This window comes from Streptosporangium sp. NPDC048047, from assembly GCF_040653115.1.
Taxonomy (GTDB): domain Bacteria; phylum Actinomycetota; class Actinomycetes; order Streptosporangiales; family Streptosporangiaceae; genus Streptosporangium.
The window spans coordinates 27,279-42,675 of sequence record NZ_JBEZNH010000004.1 but is presented as its reverse complement, the minus strand read 5'-3'; the positions used below and the strand labels follow the sequence as shown (position 1 = coordinate 42,675).

The following is a 15,397-nucleotide window of genomic DNA, read 5'->3' as shown; positions in this document are numbered from 1 at the left end:
GGCGTCCTCGTACGGACGGACCGGGCACGGAGCCCGCCTGCCGGTCCGGCGGCCGGTTCCGGACGGTCAGGTCTCGGTGGGGACCACCGGCGGCGCGTCCTGAGCCGCGGCGGCGTCCCGGCCCGCCGCCAGCCGGTGCCGTCCGGCGAACAGGAGGAGGGCTCCGGCGGCGGTGCCCGCCGCGCCGCACGCGGCGGCCCAGTTGGCGCTCGCGTGCTCCAGGACGAACCCGGCGACCGCCGACCCCAGCGCCGTCCCGCTGGTGATCAGGGTGACCAGCCAGGCGAACGCCTCGGTCACCGTCCCGCGCGGAGCGAGGTCCCCGATCAGGGTGAACGTGACCGTCAGCAGGGGCGCCAGGAACAACCCGGTGACGATCATCAGGCAGGCCATGAGGGGCGGGGCGGGCAGCAGGCAGAGCAGGGCGTAGCCGCCGGCCAGCCCCGCGGCCAGCGGCGGCACCCGCCGGGCGGGGATCACCGCGGGGCGCGCCGCGCCGTACAGCAGGGCTCCGATCATGGCGCCGAGGGCGTTCAGCGCCAGGAGTGCCGGGGCGCCGCCGAAGACGCGGTGCTCCTCGGCGTAGGAGACCACCAGGACGTTGAGCGTGCCGAGGGAGACGCCAGCGCCGGTGAGCCCGGCCAGCAGGAGGACCAGGGCGCGGCTGCGCAGCGGCCCGAGCCAGTCGGTCGAGCGGAACGGGGCCCGCCAGCCGCGGGAGGGCGGAGCGGTCACGACCATCAGCACCCCGGCGACGCCCAGGGCCGCCCCGGCCCACAGCGCGGCGACCGGCGAGGCCAGCGCCACGGCGCCGGCCACCACCAGCGGTCCGGCGATGAAGATCAGCTCCTGGGCGGCGGCGTCGAGGGCGTAGGCCGGGCCCAGCAGCTCCGGGCCGACGAGGTTCGGCCACAGCACCCGCAGGCACGGTTCGAGCGGCGGCGTCGCCACGCCCGCGAGGACCGCCCCGGCCAGCACCGCGTACGGGTTCCCGGGTGCGACGGCGATGGCCGCGAACCCGGCGGCCGCCGCGAGCGCCGCCGGGAGGAGCACCCGCACCTGGCCCGCCCGGTCCACCATCCTCCCCAGGACGGGCCCGCCCACGGCCGCCGCGACGGCGAAGGCCCCGGCCGCGGCCCCGACGAAGGCGTAACCGGCGCCGTTCTCCCGCAGCGCCAGGGGGATGGCCACGGCCGCCATCGCGCTGGGCAGGCGGCCGACCAGACTGCCCAGCAGCAGCCGGACGACGTATTGGAGGCGAAGCAGACTGAGATATCCCATCCGAGCATTCTGGCCTCATCCGCGGGTGTCCGGGAGGTGCCGTCCGTCTCACCGGTCACGGCGGGAACGGCCGACCCCCCGAACACCCGGCCCGGCCGCGCCCGCGAAGACGCGGGCCCGCCGTACCGGCGAACGCACGGGCCCGCCGTACCTGCGGCGGAACGGGCCGACCGCACCGGCGGCGAGGGCCCGCCGTACCCGCGGCCATGCCTCGCGGGAGGGTCCGGTACGGTCGTAGATCGCCATCGCCGTGACGAAAAGCGACGAAACGGAAGGAACCACACCGTGCGCAAGGCGCGTGAGGCGCTGCCCGTCGCCGTCCTGGCGGTGAGCCTGGCCGGCTGCGGCCTCGTGGCCCCCTCCTCCTCGCGGACGGCCGGCTCCCCCGCGGCCTCCCCCTCCGGGACGGGCGGCTTCGTCACCCGGAACGGCGGCTCGTTCTACCTCTTCAGCCTGCTCAACCACCCGCAGGGCATCACGCAGGTCCTCACCGTCGGCGCGTCCGTCCCTCGGGGCCGCAGGACGATCGACGAGATCGCCGGCGACTGGTACTCCTGACCGGCCGATGGCGCGGCGCGTCATCGGCCGGGCGGTGATCGCGCCCGACCGGAGGCCCCATCCGCCCGATCCCGGCGGACCCCCTGGCCGTCTGTCCGTTCAGGCGCCACCGGTTGAAAACATATTTTCAATCTGTTTTTATAGACACATAGAGGAGGTGGCGACATGCGAGCCATCATCATCGGAGCGGGGATCGCCGGGCTGGCCGCCGCGCTGCGACTGGAGCAGGCCGGCTGGGACATCCTTGTGGCCGAGCGGGCGCCGGAGCGCCGCAGCGGCGGCTACGGCGTCGCTTTCGGCGGAATCGGCCACGACGGCGCCGAGCGGATGGGGATCCTTCCCGCCCTGCGGCGGCGGGCCTTCGTCACCCGGGAACTGGTCTACCGCAAGCCGGACGGAGAGCCCCGCTTCACGCTCGGCGGCCCGGTCATCGCCGCCGCCATGGGCGCCCGATCCTTCAACATCCTGCGCGGCGACATCGAGGCGGTGCTGTACGAGGCGGTCGGGAACTCGGCCGAGATCCGCTTCGGCACCACGATCACCGCGGTCGACCGGGACGACGAGACCGTGCGCGTCGCCCTCAGCGACGGCACCGTCGAGCACGCCGACCTGCTCATCGGCGCCGACGGGCTGCACTCCGCGACGCGCGCCCTCGTCTTCGGCCCCGAGGAGGACTACCGCCTCGACATGGGACACCGGGTCGCGGTCTACATGCTCGGTGAACGGCCCGCCGGCCTGCCGGACGGCGTCACGGGAACCATCAGCGCGGGCGGACGCACCTTCGCGATGATGAGCGTCGGCGACGGCCGTACGGCCGCCTTCTTCGGTTACCGCAGCGACCTCGGCCGCCCGCAGAGCTCGCCGGAGGAACTGCACGAGGTCTACGGCGACATGGGCTGGCTGGTCCCGCAGGCGCTGGAGGGCCTCAGGACCGCCGGCTCGGTCTACTTCGACACCATCAGCCAGATGGTGGTGGACCGATGGAGCCGCGGCCGGGTCGCACTGCTCGGCGACGCCGCCTGGTGCGTCACGCTGTTCGCCGGCTACGGCTCCTCCCTCGCCGTCGGCGGCGCCGACCTGCTCGGCGCCGCCCTGGAACGCCACCCCGGCGACGTTCCGGCCGCGCTCGCGGAATGGGAGGCGCGGCTGCGGCCGGAGGCGGAGAGGAAGCAGCGGCTCGGCCGCCGGGTCAGGGGCGTGTACGCCCCGCGCAACCCGGTCGCGCTGGAGCTCACCCAGCTCCCGCTGCGGCTGTCCTCGTGGAGGCCGGTCCGGCGGCTGGTCGAACGCGGGTTTCAGCTGCGGGAATGAGGCCCTGCCCTTCTGAAAACATATGATCAGCATGTTCATGTGGAAGGGACCCGCTCATGCCCCCTGCTTTCTCCGCCGAGGAGCGAGCCCGCATCACCGGGCTTCTCGTGGCCAACGGCCGGCGCCTGTTCACCACCCAGGGCCTGCGCAAGACCTCCCTGGAGGAGCTGGTCACCGGCACCGGCATCGCCAAGAGCACCTTCTACGTCTTCTTCGACTCCAAGGAAACGCTCTATCTGGAGCTGATGCTCGCCCAGATGGCCGAGATCAAGCACCGCGTCATCGACCAGGCACTGCTGGGCGGGCCAGACACCCGCGCGGGGCTGCGCCGCTTCCTGTACGCCACCATCGAGGAACTGACCACCGACCCGCTGTACGGCAGGCTGATGACCCATCCCGAGGAGATGGAGGCCGTGACCCGGAAGCTGGACCCCGCCCGGGTGGCGTCCGCGCCGGAGAACCCGGTCACCGCGCTGGCCGCCTTCCTCACCCGGCGCGGCGAGGACTTCGTCGACGCGGACCCCGCCGTGATCACCGGTGTCCTGCAGGCCGTCCTCCTGATGCCCATGCACAGGGACCGGCTGGCCCGCCCCGACCTGTACCCGAAGATCCTCGACCTGCTCATCGACATCGTCGCCACGGGTCTGACCGAGAGATCGCCGCCACCCCGCCCCACGTGACGGCACGACCGCCCGCGTCCGCGGCCCGGGATCCCGTGGCCCCGCCCCGGACCCCTCCGGCGTCAGGACGAGCCGGCGGCGGTATCCGATGGCCCGCCGCCGCGTGGATGTGCCACCGTGGGCGGATGCGACAGACCGAGAGCCCGCGCCGGGCCCTGCCCGGGGACGCCGGGCGGATCGCCGAGGTCTTCCTGGCCGCCCGCGCGGAGATGACCTACCTGCCGGACCTGCACACCGACGAGGAGACCCGGCGCTGGATCGCCCACGTCGTGCTCCTGGACGACGAGGTCTGGGTGACCGGGCCGGACGGCGAGGTCGCGGCCTTCGCGGCGCTCGGCGACGGGTGGCTGGAGCACCTGTACGTCGCGCCGGAGGCCCAGGGCCGGGGCTTCGGCGCCGCGCTGCTCGCGCTGGCCAAGGAGCGGCGGCCGGACGGGCTCGACCTGCACGTGTTCCAGGAGAACGCCGGTGCCCGCCGCTTCTACGAGCGGCACGGCTTCACGCTGGTGGAGCTGGGCGACGGCGGGGGCAACGAGGAGAACCTCCCCGACGCCCGCTACCGCTGGCGGCCCGCCGCCCGGGACGCCTGACCTCGTCCACCGCCCTGGCGTCGTCCCGGATCACGCCGCTCCGGATCGCGCCGGCGTCCCGGTGCCGGACGGCTCCGGCGCCTGACCGCCCGGGTCCCGGGCCCGCCGCGGCCGGCCGTACGGAGATCCGCCGGCTGCGCGGGACCCTCGGTCTGCTGGACGAGGAGTACGGCTCAGCCCGCTGACCAGACGGCCAGCGGCACGAGCATCTCGTCCTCGGTCAGCGCCCCGTGCTCGAAACGCGGGCCGCGCACCGGGAGGGGGAAGCGGGGCGAGGTCGCGACGGCCACCACCTCCCCGATCCGCTCCCGGACGGCCGGGGTCAGCTCCAGCAGGCCCATGCCGGGCAGCTCGTCGGCGGGCACCACGAGCGCGTGCCCGCCGAGAGCGGCGGCGAGCCGTTCCACCGCCTCGTCCGCCCGTCCCGGACGCGGGTGGAGCCAGCGCACCCGTCCCGCGCCCCCGCCCGGCAGCGCACACAGCTCCGGGACGTCCACCCCGGCCCACGCGGTCTCCAGGGCCGGGTCGGGGACGACGGGCACCTGGCCGTGGTCGGAGTGCGCGATCACGTGCCACCCCCTCGCGGCCCAGGCCAGCGCGTGGCGCTCCAGTCCGGCGACGGCGCGCATGGCGCGGGGGTCGTAACCGTGCCGGTGGACGTGGTCGTCCAGGTTGACGTAGATCCACAGCAGCAGCCGCCGGCCGTCCGCGGCGTGCGCGGCGAACGCGGCCTCGACGTCGCGGGCCACGGCCGCCACCAGGCTCTCCGGGTCGAGCGCCTGGGCGGCGAGTTCGCTCCGCCGCGCCGCCGGGACCTCGCCGGCGTTCCGGAACGCCGGGAACCGGGCCGCTCCCCGCAGCAGCGCGGCGGACCAGGGGCTCCCGAGCGTGTCGATCTCGCGCCCGGCGGCGACGGCGACGGTTCCGGGAATCGCGGCCGCGCGCTCGAACACGGTCGTCCGCGCCGCGATGAGATCACCGCCGGGCGGGCCGTCACGGGGGTCGTCGCCCGGCGGACCACCCTGGGGGCCGCCCTGGGGGTCGCCGTCCCGGCGGGCATCGCGTGGGAGACCGCCGGAGAGGCCGCCGCCGGGCGGAGCGCCGCCCGGCCGATCCGGTACGGCTCGCGCGAGCGTCTCACCGGTGATCACGTTCATGAGGGAGCCGTCGGCGGGTGAGCGGCAGGCGGCCCCGATCGCCAGGTGCCCGGAGGCCGGGAGGCCGGTGACCGAGGTCATCCAGGCGGTCGCCGAGGTGCTGGGGAACGTCGAGGTGAGGCGGGTGAGACCGGCCGCGGGCCAGGCCGCGCGGGCCGCCCGCCAGGCCAGGCCGTCCACCGCCAGGACGACGACCCCGCGCTCGGCCCGTTCCAGCGCCGCCAGGATCCGGTCCGGCACCGCGCGCAACGACTCCCGGGGGTGGGGTGTGACACCGACCCCCGGGACGCCGGCGTGTCCGCCCGTCAGGTCCGCGTCATCCGGCAAGGCCGGACGGGTTTCTCGCGGCGGGCGTCCCGGGTCTTCCGATCATCAGTAATTCGGCACGCAGTCCGTGCAGGTCGTGCGGAATTTCATGACCTGTACGGCCTGGCGCTCGGAGAGCATTGTCTCCACGAGTTCAGGCGTGAGCATAACCGGGGTTTCGGTCGTCGTTTGCTGCAGGATCTCGGGCATCACGCTGGACCTCCTGATGGGGATTTGACGATTTCCCCTGAGATTATGTGAATGAACGTAAAATGGGACGACTTACCTGTCAACGGGGAAATCAAACAGTCCGCCGATCATTGACGAATGCGCCCGCGCTCGCGCGCCGTCTCGGCGGACCTCCCGCCCGGCGTCCCAGACAGCCGCTCAACCGGCCTCGGCCCACTCCAGCCCGCTCCGGCCCGCTCCGGCTCACCCGGCCTCGGCCCGCTCCGGCTCACCCGGCCTCGGCCCGCTCCGGCTCACCCGCGGCCACCGGGGACCCGCGGCGCGACAGCAGCACGTACGCCGCCACCGCCGCGAACGCCACCGCGCTGAAGGCGTAGACGAACCGGAACTCCACGAACCGGATGGCGAACGCCCCCACCGCCATCGACGCCACGAACGGCAGGTCGATCAGCGCGTCCATCGCGGTCAGCGCCCGGCCCTGCAGCCCGGCCCCGGTGCGGCGCTGCACGAGCGTGGTGGTCGCGACCATGAACATCGGGATGGACAGCCCGACGAAGACGCCGCTCACGCACACGCTCACCACGCTCGTCGGGATCACCAGCAGCAGGCCGAACGCGCTGGAGGCGAAGCCGACGGCCGCCGTGCGCTGCTCGCCGTACCTCCGGATGAGGGTCCCGGTGATCAGGCCGCCGACGATGGCCCCGCCGCCCTCGAACGCGGCGATCACCCCGATGAACGCGGGCGGCCGGTTCAGGCCCTGGTCCACCGCGGCGAACATGGCGGAGTTGATGAGCCCCGCCGCGCCCAGCGCCAGGCCGAGCGCGACGACGCCCGAGCGCAGCTCCGCGTCGCGCAGGATGTGCCGGATGCCGGCGGTGAGATCACGCGTCAGGCGGCCCGGCTCACGTCCGCCCTCACGCCCGCGCTCGCCGGATCGCGTCAGGTCGGGTGCGCGCCGCAGCGCCAGGAGCACCAGCACCGACACCAGGAAGGTGCCCGCGTCCAGCACCGCCACCGCGCTCAGGCCCATCGCGGTGAAGAGCGCGGCGCCCAGCAGCGGCCCGACGATCCGCAGCCCCTGGCTGAAGGAGCCGAACAGGCCGTTGGCGTCACCGAGCAGTTCGGACGGGAGCATCGAGTGGACCAGCCCGCCCCTGGCCGCGTTGAACACCTGGTTGGAGACGCCGTAGCCGAAGGTGACGACGAAGACGATCCACAGGTCGCCCGGGTGCCGCACCAGCAGCAGCGACAGCACCAGCACGGCCGCGACCAGGTCGTTGACGATCATCGTCGCGCGCCGGGGGAACCGGTCCACCAGCAGCCCGGTGAGCGGGGCGACGAAGGACGGCAGCGACAGCAGCACCAGGACGACGCCGGCCATCGAGTCCGACCCGGTCAGGTCCTTCACGAAGATGGCGAGGACGATCAGCAGGGCGCGGTCGCCGAACATGTTGACCGCCTGGCCGAAGAAGAGCAGGACGAACTGTCGGTCACGCAGGAGCCTGCGCATCGGCGCCCCTTTCGGCGTTGGTCGTCTCCTCTGCCCAGCCCGCCTCGACGAGGACGGACAGGAACCCGTCGGCGAAGTCCGTCCCGACGGGCAGTCCGGCGGCGTACCCGGCGTACCGGGCCAGCTCCCCGCGGTCCCGCGCGCCGTCGATGCCGTGCGCCAGCGCCAGCATCAGCGCGTACGCGCCGGAGCGGTCCGCGGCCAGCCGCCCGTCGATCCAGCTCCGCCCGGCGGGACTCGCGGCCTCGGCCAGCCCGCGCAGGTTGAAGGGCCCCTCCCAGGTACGGCGCAGCGGCGGCCCCGCGGGCTCCGCGGGTGCGGGCTCCGGACGGGTGCCAGGGAGCAGTCCGGCCACGTGCGCCGACAGACCCTCGACCCACCGGTGCCGTTCCGGGTCGCCCGGCCGGCCGCACAGCCGGTCCACCCCGTCGAGCACGCCGAGCGCCACCGCCGTACGGTGCCTCAGCAGCCCGCACGCCCCGTCCACCATCCGGTCCGCCGTCCGTCCCGCCGCCCCCTCCACCGTCCGGTCCGTCGCAGGGTTCGCCGTTCGGTCCGCCGCACGGCCGGTCGTCCGGGCGGCCGTCCGGTCCGCCGGGGGCGCGCCGGGCGAGGGCAGGCACTCCAGCAGCCGCGCCGCGGCCCAGCGGGTCGCGATCCGCTCCAGCTCACCCCGGGTCTCCTCGCCCGCGTCGGCCAGCACCGCGGCACAGGCTCCGGCGATCGTCGCGGTGCGCCGCAGCTCCTGGAAGTCCACCTTGTCGAAGGTGTCGGCGGAGCTGTGGTTGAACCGGTCCGGCCAGTGGCCGAGCGTGACGGTGGGGCAGCCGACCGACCGGTCCACCAGCAGGCTGTGGTCGGAGGCGCCGACGAACGGCGTCGCCCGCCAGGCCCAGGTGTCGCAGGCCACCGCGCCCGAGTAGGAGCGTCCGGCCTGCGGTATCTCGCCGACGACGTGCTCGGCCAGCGCGTTGACGAAGCCCGGCAGGTGATCGGGACTGCGCTCGACGATGAGCGGGCCGCCGCACAGCCGCTGGTCCTGGCCCGCCATGTCCACGTTCACCGCCGCCACCGGCGGAGCGGGCGCGACATCGTGCAGGTAGGCGGCCATGCCGGTGAACTCCGGGCCCCACACGAAGCGGACGGACCGGCGTCCGCGCCGGAGGCCCGCCAGGACGGCCGCCGCACCGAGGAGGGCGGCGACCCCCGAGGCGTTGTCGTTGGCGCTGGGCCGGGGGTGGCACAGGTGCGCCGACAGCAGCACCTCCTCCGCCGCGGGGTCTCCGGACCCCCGGGGCTCCCCGGGCAGCAGCGCTGTGACCACGGGCATGGGCGCCGCGCCGTGGGCCCGCACCGTGACGCGCACGCGGTCACGCCGCGCCAGGTCCGCGAGCTGTCCGGAGGTGAGGCTGAAGGCGAGGAGCGGACCGCCCGCGCGCAGCTCGATCCGCCCGGTCCGGCCGGGGCCGGAGACGCGGTCGGTCGCCAGGCCGAGCGCGCCGTACCGGACGGCGAGGTCCAGGGCCGCGGGCAGCGGCAGGTCCGGGTCGTCGTGGACGACGATCGCGCCGCGCAGCCGTTCCGGGTCGTCCGGTCCCGCGCCGAGCCGGACGACGGGTGCCTCGACCCCGCCGGGACCGGTGGACGCCGAGTACGCCGCGAGCGCGAACGGCCGGTCCGGGTAGGCGGTCACACCGGCCAGCTCGGCGTGGACGGGCGTCCACGAGGCGGGGGCGCGGAAGGTCCACCAGTGCCTGCCGCCGTCGGCGGGGAACTCCAGCAGCCGCACGTCGGAGAGCCCCGCCCGCTCCGCGCGTCCTGCGACGTACGCGGCGGCCGCCATGATCCCGTCGGACGCCTGGTAGCGGTCGAACCGGCACAGCTCGGCGACGTCCCTCTCGGCCGCCCCGACGTCGAACCGGGCGTGCACCAGCCCGGTGGTCCCGCCGACGTCCGCCGCCGCGCCCGGCCCCGTCATCCGGTCCTCCCGCCCGCCACCGTCCCCGTCCACCCGTCTCCGTCCGGTCCCGTCATCCGCCCACCGCCGTCCGGCCGGTCCGCTCGCCGCCGCCCGCGGCGGCCACCGCCTCGCGCAGCGCGCGCCTGCGGACGGCCGAGAGCGGCACGCTGATCCTCGTCAGCGCGGGGCCCCCGGCGCGGTGGCGCAGCGGCCTGCCGAGAACGCCCGGCGGGGCGTCACCCTCGACCGTCACCCACGGCAGCGCCGGGTGCCCGGGGTCGGCCTCCCGGCCCAGGTAGCGCAGGGCCGCGACGAGCTCCGGCTTGGCCTCCGCCACGGCCGCGCGCAGCGGGCCGAGGACGTCGCCCTGCTCCAGCAGCCGCAGCGCGACCTCCAGCGACAGCGGTGACACGGCCAGCGGCGGGGCCACCGCGCGCAGAGCGCCGGCGGCGCCGGCGGAGGCGACGGCGAACCCGGCGCGCAGGCCGCCGCAGCAGTACCCCTTGGACACACTGCGCAGCACGACGAGGCCACGGGTCCGCGTCGTGAGCGGCACCGCGCTCACCTCCGGACCCGCGTACGCCGCGCACGCCTCGTCGACCACCAGCAGGCCGCCGGCCTCGCTCACCGCCTCGGCCAGCTCCAGGACGCGGCCGGGCGGCAGCAGGTCGCCGCGCACCCCGGGCCGCTCGACGAGCACCATCGAGGGCCGGAGCCGCGCCACCAGCTCCGGGGCCTCGCCGTCCGCCGGATCGAACACGTGGAGGGCCGCACCCCGCCGCGCCGCCCACGCGGGCAGGTCGGGATGGGCGTACGGCGTGCACAACAGCGGCGTGCCCGGCGCGACGAGTGCGCTCAGCGCGTTGAGCAGCCCGGTCGTCCCGGCCCCGGTCACGACCCGGTCGGCGGGCAGGTCCGCGCCGAAGTGCCGGCCGAGCACCGGGGCCGCGCGGACGCCTCCGTACGGATCGTCCAGCGCGTAGCGCCGGGCGGTCTCGGCGAGCCCGCCCGGCTCCGCGGCCACCCGCGCCCAGGCCCGGTCGACGGCCTCGCGCACGTACTCCACCTCGTCGGGCGCCCAGCGCAGGTCCACCTGCCCGGCGGACGGCTCCGAGCGCGCGTGGTCGAGCACCGCGAGCTCGGGGCGCGCAGGCGCCACGGCGACGAACTGGACGTACCGGGTGCCGGGCCGTACCGGGGAGCCGGCGGTGAAGTCCGCGTCGGCGCGCACGACGTCGTAGCCGGTCTCCCGGAGCAGGGCGGTCACCTCGCTCGGCTGGTAGAGCCGCACGTCGTCTCGGAGCACGGCGACCGTCTCTCCGGAACCCGAACCGGAGTCGGGGCCCGAACCGGAACCGGACTCGGACTCGGACTCGGGTCCGAGCCTGGACTCGGACTCGGACTCGGGCACGGACCCGCCGGACCCGGCGCGGCGGGTGACGCGCAGTTCGCCACGGCTGCGCCCGCTCACCGGGTCGTAGGAGCGCAGGAAGTCGAAGACCTCCCCCTCGGCCTCGAACCGCGCGGCGGGCTCGTAGCGGCTCAGGATGGCCGAGACGTTGGAGTGGTCCAGGATCAGCACGCCCCCGGCCGCGAGGCGCTCGCGCACCCGGGCCAGCAACGCGCGCTGCTCGGCGTCGGAGCCCCAGCCGAACGACTGCACGCAGATCGCCGCGTCCGCCTCCGGGAGGTCGGGAGCGGCCAGCAGGTCGGCGTGGAGGAGCCCGACCCGGACGCCCGCCCGGCCGGCCGCCTCGGCGGCCCGGTCGAGCGCCCAGGCGCAGACGTCGACGCCGACCACCTCGAAGCCGTGCCGGGCCAGGGGGACGGCGTGCCTGCCGATTCCGCAGCCCAGGTCGAGCACCCGCCGCCCGGGGGCGTGCTTCCGGAGGATCCCGGCCAGGTAGGCGACCTCGCCCGCCGTACGCTCGGCGGTGTACTCGTGACGGGCGAAGCTCCAGTAGTCGGCGGTGAAGTAGTCGGCGTACCAGCCCGTCACGCGGACCGGCCCGTCGGACGGACCCTGGACACGAACCGGCCCGGCACGCGAATCCCCACCGCACGAGCCCGCACCGCGCGAACCCCCGGCACGCGAACCCCCGGACGGCGAGGTCCGGGTGCGAGGAGGCCCGTCACGCGAACTCCCGGCGCGCGAAGAAGTCGCACACGTCGCACAGGCCGGCCGGGTTGCCGGGGACGCCCTCCTGCATGACGTACACGCCCTCGCACACCCGGCACTTGTCCTCCACCAGCGGGAACATGTACCGCTGCATGTTCGCGAAGGCCTCGAACAGGTAGTAGTCGATGCCCGGCCACAGGTCGTAGAGGTGGTCGGCCATCGCGTAGGCCATCGACCTCTCCTGCGGCCCGGTGGTGAACCGGCCCGGCGTGCCCTGACGGTTCAGCTCCGGGGCGACGAACTCCAGGTAGAGGGTGAGCTCCTTCTTGGGGATCCGGTAGAGCGGGAAGATGTAGCGCATCCCGCCGATCTCCCGGACGGGGATGCCGCCCATCCGGTAGCCGCTCGTCATCCAGGTGACCATGCTGGCGACGAGGTCGTCGGCGTTGAACCCGAAGGCGACGGTGCCCGCGCCGATCCGTTGGGCGTGGTCCTCCAGCATGCGGCGGAGCACCTGGTGGCCGACGACCATCGTCAGGTGGTTCGCGTCGCCCGCGACCACGCTGTTCATCGCCTCGACGAACGGCCTGCGCAGCTTGAAGACCCGTTCGATGTCGGTGGCGTCCACGATGACCTGGTCGATGCCGAGCCCCTCGGCCGAGGCGCGGGCCGCGGCGAACGTGGCGGGCTCCTCCCAGTCGGGCAGCCCGGTGATGGTCACGGAGGTCATCGTGAAGGCGGGCAGGCGGTCCCGGGTGCGTTCCAGCAGCTTGAGGAAGGCCACGCTGTCCCTGCCGCCGGACAGCCCGATCACCACGGAGTCGCCCTGCCGCAGCACCTCGCCGCGCAGCACGCTCTGGACGAAGGTCTCCTCCACGTAGCGGACGAACCCCTCGGCGTCGAACTGCTCGACGCGCTGCTCCAGGCGGCCCAGGGTGTCGAACAGGACCGACTTGACGTAGACCGGGTCGGGCGTGCCGTAGACCGTGCGGGCGGGTCTGCGGGTGACGTCGAGGTCGTAGTGGCGCACCTGGCGGACCTCGATGAGGTCGTCCTCCCCGACGATCGTCGTCTGCTCGGGGACGATCCGCCCGTCGCGGGTCGTCAGGACGGCGTTGAGCGGGATGCCGTGCGCGGCGAGGACCGCCGTCAACGGCTGGCCGGGGGCGGCCGCGAGATTTTCGGACCCACCGACTTTGTTGTGGAAGACGACGTGAACCACGGCTTTCTCCCTCGCTACGGAGAGCAGTATCCGCTTAGTATTGCGCCATATACGACATTGTCGTCAAGCGTCTCATCTCCCCCGACCCGCGCCGGTTTCCGAGGCTAGGTGTGCCATGAGTGCTTCCTTAACCGTCGATATCAGCACGTCCATAGAGACCGTTGACACCGCCGAATGGGATGAGGTTGTATCGAGGTCGGGAGCGCCGGTTTTCTACCGGTCCCGTTATCTGCGCGCCTACGAGCGGTTTCCCCTTATCCCGATCGAGGCGTTTTTCTATTTCGTCGTGCGGGCCGGCGGACGTGCCGTCACGGTGCTCCCGGTCACGCTGCTGCGCGGGCTCGACCCGCTCGGCCAGCTCCGCGCCCGCTACCCGCTGTCGGGGGACGAGACCGGTCTGCTCAGCCACGTGTGGCACTGCTACGACGCCTGGGTGCCCGGGGAGCCGAACCTGGAGGCGGTCACCGCGGCCATGCGGGAGCTGGCCGCCCAGCGGGGGGCGGCCTGGTACGGCTTCGTCAACGTGCCGCGCGGGTCGGAGCTGGGCGACGGCCTGGTCTCCCTGGGCTTCCCGGCCCGGCACATCGAGGACCGGTTCCGCGTCGACCTGCGCCCCTTCGCCGACGTGGACGGCTACATCGCGAGCGCCAATCCCCGGGGGCGGGCCAACATGCGGCGCAACGGCCGCCGGGCCGAGGACGCCGGGGCGCGCAGCGCGTCCCTCCCCCTGGCGGAGGCGGACCTCGCCGAGATCGGCGAGCTGTGCGCGCGCACCGCCGCCCGGCACGGTACGGGGTCCTACTACCCGCGGGAGGTCTTCGCCGGGTTCCTCACCGAACTCGGCGACGCCGCGCACGTCATCGAGGTCCGCGAGCGCGGGCGGCTGGTCGGCGCGGCCGTCTGCCTGCGCGACGAGAGCCGCTTCCACGCCTGGGCCTGCGGAGTGGACTACGAGGTCGGCGGCAACTACAGCCCCTACCCGCTGCTCTACCCCCTCTCGGTCGGGCAGGCGCTGCGCGAGGGGCTGACGACCCTGGAGGGCGGCCGGGGAAACCACGTGTTCAAGCTCAGGCACGGCCTCACCCCGATCCCCCTCGACGCCTGCCTGCTCCCCGCCGGATGAGCGCCTTCGCCTTCGAGGCGGTGCCCGGCCGCCCGCCGGAGTGGCCGGCCCTGGCGGCGGACGGGCCGATGTTCGCCACCGAACGGTGGCTCACGGCGATGCGCGGCCGGGTGCCCGGCGCCGCGTACACCTTCGTGCTGCGCGAGGCGGGTGTGACCGTACCGGCCGCACCGGCCGCACCGGCCACGCCGGGCACGCCGGGCACGGCGGACGCGGCGGACGCGGCGGGTGCGGCGGGCACGCCGGGCACGGCGGGCACACCGGGTACGGCGGACGCGGCGGGTGCGGCGGGCACGCCGGGTACGGCGGACGCGGCGGGTGCGGCGGTGCTCGTCCTCTACGGCACGGTCGTGACCGGCGTGGACCGTCCCGGCCGGGGCGAGGTCTTCGACCTGCCGTACATCCTCGCCGGCGACCCGGCCGAGCTGCCGCTCAGCGCCGCCGCGCGGGCGGCGCGGGCCGCGGGCCCCCCTGAGCCCGCGCCCCCTCGGGACGACTGGTTCCCGCACCTGGTGGTGATGCTGCCGGGCTACGAGTGTCACCCGCTCGGGCCGCTGGCCCGCGACCGCGAGGCCCTGGACACCCTGGTGGCGGCGGTCACGGACTGGGCGGCGGATCAGGGGCTGCGCGCCGTCGCGTTCCTCTATCCCCCGCCGGACACCGCGCCGCTCGGGCGGGTCCTGGCCGCCCGGGGGTTCACCGAGGTCCCCCTGGCGTACTCCTGCGAGCTGCGGCTGCCCGGCGACGGGTTCGAGGACTACCTCGCGGCCCTGCCCCGCAAGCGGCGCGGCGAGGTCCGCCGCGAGCTGCGCCTGCTCCGCGAGGCGGGGGTGGAGGTGCGCGCGGAACGGGTGACGGAACCCGGCGCGGACGTCGTGGAGCTCAAGTGCGGCCACTCGGCGAAGTACAACGGCCGCCCGCCGGACCGGGCGAAGACGGCCGGACGGCTCCGGGACCTGTGCGCGGGCGGGGCGCTGCTGCTGCGCGCCGAGCGCGCCGGGGTCCTGCTCGGCTACGGCCTGTTCGTCGAGCACGCGGGCGTCCGGTACTGCGTGAGCACCGGCATGGACTACGCCTCCGCCGCGGCCCGGCACACCTACTTCGCGACGGTCTTCTACGAGCCCGCCCGGCTCGCCTACCCGGCGGGCGTACGGCGTCTGCACTACGGCCAGGGGAGCTGGCGGGCGAAGACGGCGCGGGGGTGCGAGGCGGTGGAGCTGTCCGGATGGGTGCTGCCGCTGGATCCGGCGCTGGCCCCCGCCGTGGCGTGGAGCGCCCGCACGACGTCCCTGCTGTCCCCCTGAGCCTCCCCGGTTCCACCCGGCCGGACGAGACCGGGCGGGACCGGGCGGGGCGGGTGTTACCGGGCCGGCCGTACGGGACGCGGAGAG

The 15,397-nt window shown here is 74.8% G+C and carries 14 protein-coding genes; 6 read left to right on the top strand and 8 right to left on the bottom strand.

Features of this window, described 5'->3' with window-relative positions; translation table 11 throughout:
* Positions 1–66 precede the first annotated feature (66 nt).
* Entirely contained in the window at positions 67–1,281 is a 1,215-nt protein-coding gene (locus AB0D67_RS04780; protein WP_362929944.1) for an MFS transporter, read from the bottom strand.
* A gap of 48 nt (positions 1,282–1,329) precedes the next feature.
* Positions 1,330–1,527: a hypothetical protein gene (locus AB0D67_RS04775; protein WP_362929942.1), complete on the bottom strand. Its 198-nt coding sequence runs from the start codon at positions 1,525–1,527 to the stop codon at positions 1,330–1,332.
* Between the two features lie 39 nt (positions 1,528–1,566).
* Here AB0D67_RS04775 and AB0D67_RS04770 point away from each other — a divergent pair, with 39 nt between their 5' ends.
* From AB0D67_RS04770 to AB0D67_RS04755, 4 genes are all read left to right on the top strand, one after another.
* Positions 1,567–1,839 carry a hypothetical protein gene (locus AB0D67_RS04770; RefSeq protein WP_362929940.1) on the top strand — a complete coding sequence of 91 codons (273 nt, stop codon included), beginning with the start codon at positions 1,567–1,569 and terminating at the stop codon, positions 1,837–1,839.
* A 165-nt stretch (positions 1,840–2,004) separates the two neighbouring features.
* Positions 2,005–3,150, top strand: a complete 1,146-nt coding sequence (locus AB0D67_RS04765) for an FAD-dependent oxidoreductase (RefSeq protein ID WP_362929938.1) — start codon at positions 2,005–2,007, stop codon at positions 3,148–3,150.
* Positions 3,151–3,206: 56 nt separating this feature from the next.
* Positions 3,207–3,830: a TetR/AcrR family transcriptional regulator gene (locus AB0D67_RS04760; protein ID WP_362929936.1), complete on the top strand. Its 624-nt coding sequence runs from the start codon at positions 3,207–3,209 to the stop codon at positions 3,828–3,830.
* 125 nt (positions 3,831–3,955) lie between these two features.
* Entirely contained in the window at positions 3,956–4,420 is a 465-nt protein-coding gene (locus tag AB0D67_RS04755; RefSeq protein ID WP_362929934.1) for a GNAT family N-acetyltransferase, read from the top strand.
* A gap of 173 nt (positions 4,421–4,593) precedes the next feature.
* Here the strand turns inward: AB0D67_RS04755 and AB0D67_RS04750 are convergent, their stop codons facing one another.
* From AB0D67_RS04750 to AB0D67_RS04725, 6 genes are all read right to left on the bottom strand, one after another.
* The gene (locus tag AB0D67_RS04750) at positions 4,594–5,904 is read right to left on the bottom strand and encodes a hypothetical protein (RefSeq protein ID WP_362929932.1); all 1,311 of its coding nucleotides are present in this window, start codon (positions 5,902–5,904) and stop codon (positions 4,594–4,596) included.
* A gap of 45 nt (positions 5,905–5,949) precedes the next feature.
* Positions 5,950–6,096, bottom strand: a complete 147-nt coding sequence (locus tag AB0D67_RS04745) for a hypothetical protein (protein ID WP_189247281.1) — start codon at positions 6,094–6,096, stop codon at positions 5,950–5,952.
* A 244-nt stretch (positions 6,097–6,340) separates the two neighbouring features.
* On the bottom strand, positions 6,341–7,582 hold the full coding sequence (locus AB0D67_RS04740; protein ID WP_362929930.1) for an MFS transporter: 1,242 nt from the start codon (positions 7,580–7,582) through the stop codon (positions 6,341–6,343).
* A complete protein-coding gene (locus AB0D67_RS04735) occupies positions 7,563–9,593 on the bottom strand; it encodes a DUF4910 domain-containing protein (RefSeq protein WP_362929929.1) in 2,031 nt (676 codons plus the stop codon). Before AB0D67_RS04735 ends, AB0D67_RS04740 begins: the two co-directional genes overlap by 20 nt.
* Before the next feature lie 19 nt (positions 9,594–9,612).
* Positions 9,613–11,541, bottom strand: coding sequence for an aminotransferase class I/II-fold pyridoxal phosphate-dependent enzyme (locus AB0D67_RS04730; protein WP_362929927.1), 1,929 nt, complete (start codon positions 11,539–11,541; stop codon positions 9,613–9,615).
* Positions 11,542–11,674: 133 nt separating this feature from the next.
* Positions 11,675–12,883, bottom strand: a complete 1,209-nt coding sequence (locus tag AB0D67_RS04725; protein WP_362929925.1) for a hypothetical protein — start codon at positions 12,881–12,883, stop codon at positions 11,675–11,677.
* A 286-nt stretch (positions 12,884–13,169) separates the two neighbouring features.
* Between AB0D67_RS04725 and AB0D67_RS04720 the strand changes: the two genes are divergently transcribed.
* Both AB0D67_RS04720 and AB0D67_RS04715 read left to right on the top strand, forming a co-directional pair.
* Complete coding sequence (locus AB0D67_RS04720; RefSeq protein ID WP_362929923.1) at positions 13,170–14,006, top strand: GNAT family N-acetyltransferase; 837 nt, start codon at positions 13,170–13,172, stop codon at positions 14,004–14,006.
* Positions 14,003–15,310: a peptidogalycan biosysnthesis protein gene (locus AB0D67_RS04715; RefSeq protein WP_362929921.1), complete on the top strand. Its 1,308-nt coding sequence runs from the start codon at positions 14,003–14,005 to the stop codon at positions 15,308–15,310. The genes AB0D67_RS04720 and AB0D67_RS04715 overlap by 4 nt, the downstream gene beginning before the upstream one ends.
* The last annotated feature ends 87 nt before the right edge of the window (positions 15,311–15,397 follow it).

Excerpts from the sequence above, each read along its gene's own strand:
- AB0D67_RS04755 (WP_362929934.1), top strand. The coding sequence starts at position 3,956 with ATGCGACAGACCGAGAGCCCGCGCCGGGCCCTGCCCGGGGACGCCGGG.
- AB0D67_RS04760 (WP_362929936.1), top strand. The coding sequence starts at position 3,207 with ATGCCCCCTGCTTTCTCCGCCGAGGAGCGAGCCCGCATCACCGGGCTT.
- AB0D67_RS04775 (WP_362929942.1), bottom strand. The coding sequence starts at position 1,527 with ATGGCGATCTACGACCGTACCGGACCCTCCCGCGAGGCATGGCCGCGG.
- AB0D67_RS04765 (WP_362929938.1), top strand. The coding sequence starts at position 2,005 with ATGCGAGCCATCATCATCGGAGCGGGGATCGCCGGGCTGGCCGCCGCG.
- AB0D67_RS04715 (WP_362929921.1), top strand. The coding sequence starts at position 14,003 with ATGAGCGCCTTCGCCTTCGAGGCGGTGCCCGGCCGCCCGCCGGAGTGG.
- AB0D67_RS04780 (WP_362929944.1), bottom strand. The coding sequence starts at position 1,281 with ATGGGATATCTCAGTCTGCTTCGCCTCCAATACGTCGTCCGGCTGCTG.
- AB0D67_RS04740 (WP_362929930.1), bottom strand. The coding sequence starts at position 7,582 with ATGCGCAGGCTCCTGCGTGACCGACAGTTCGTCCTGCTCTTCTTCGGC.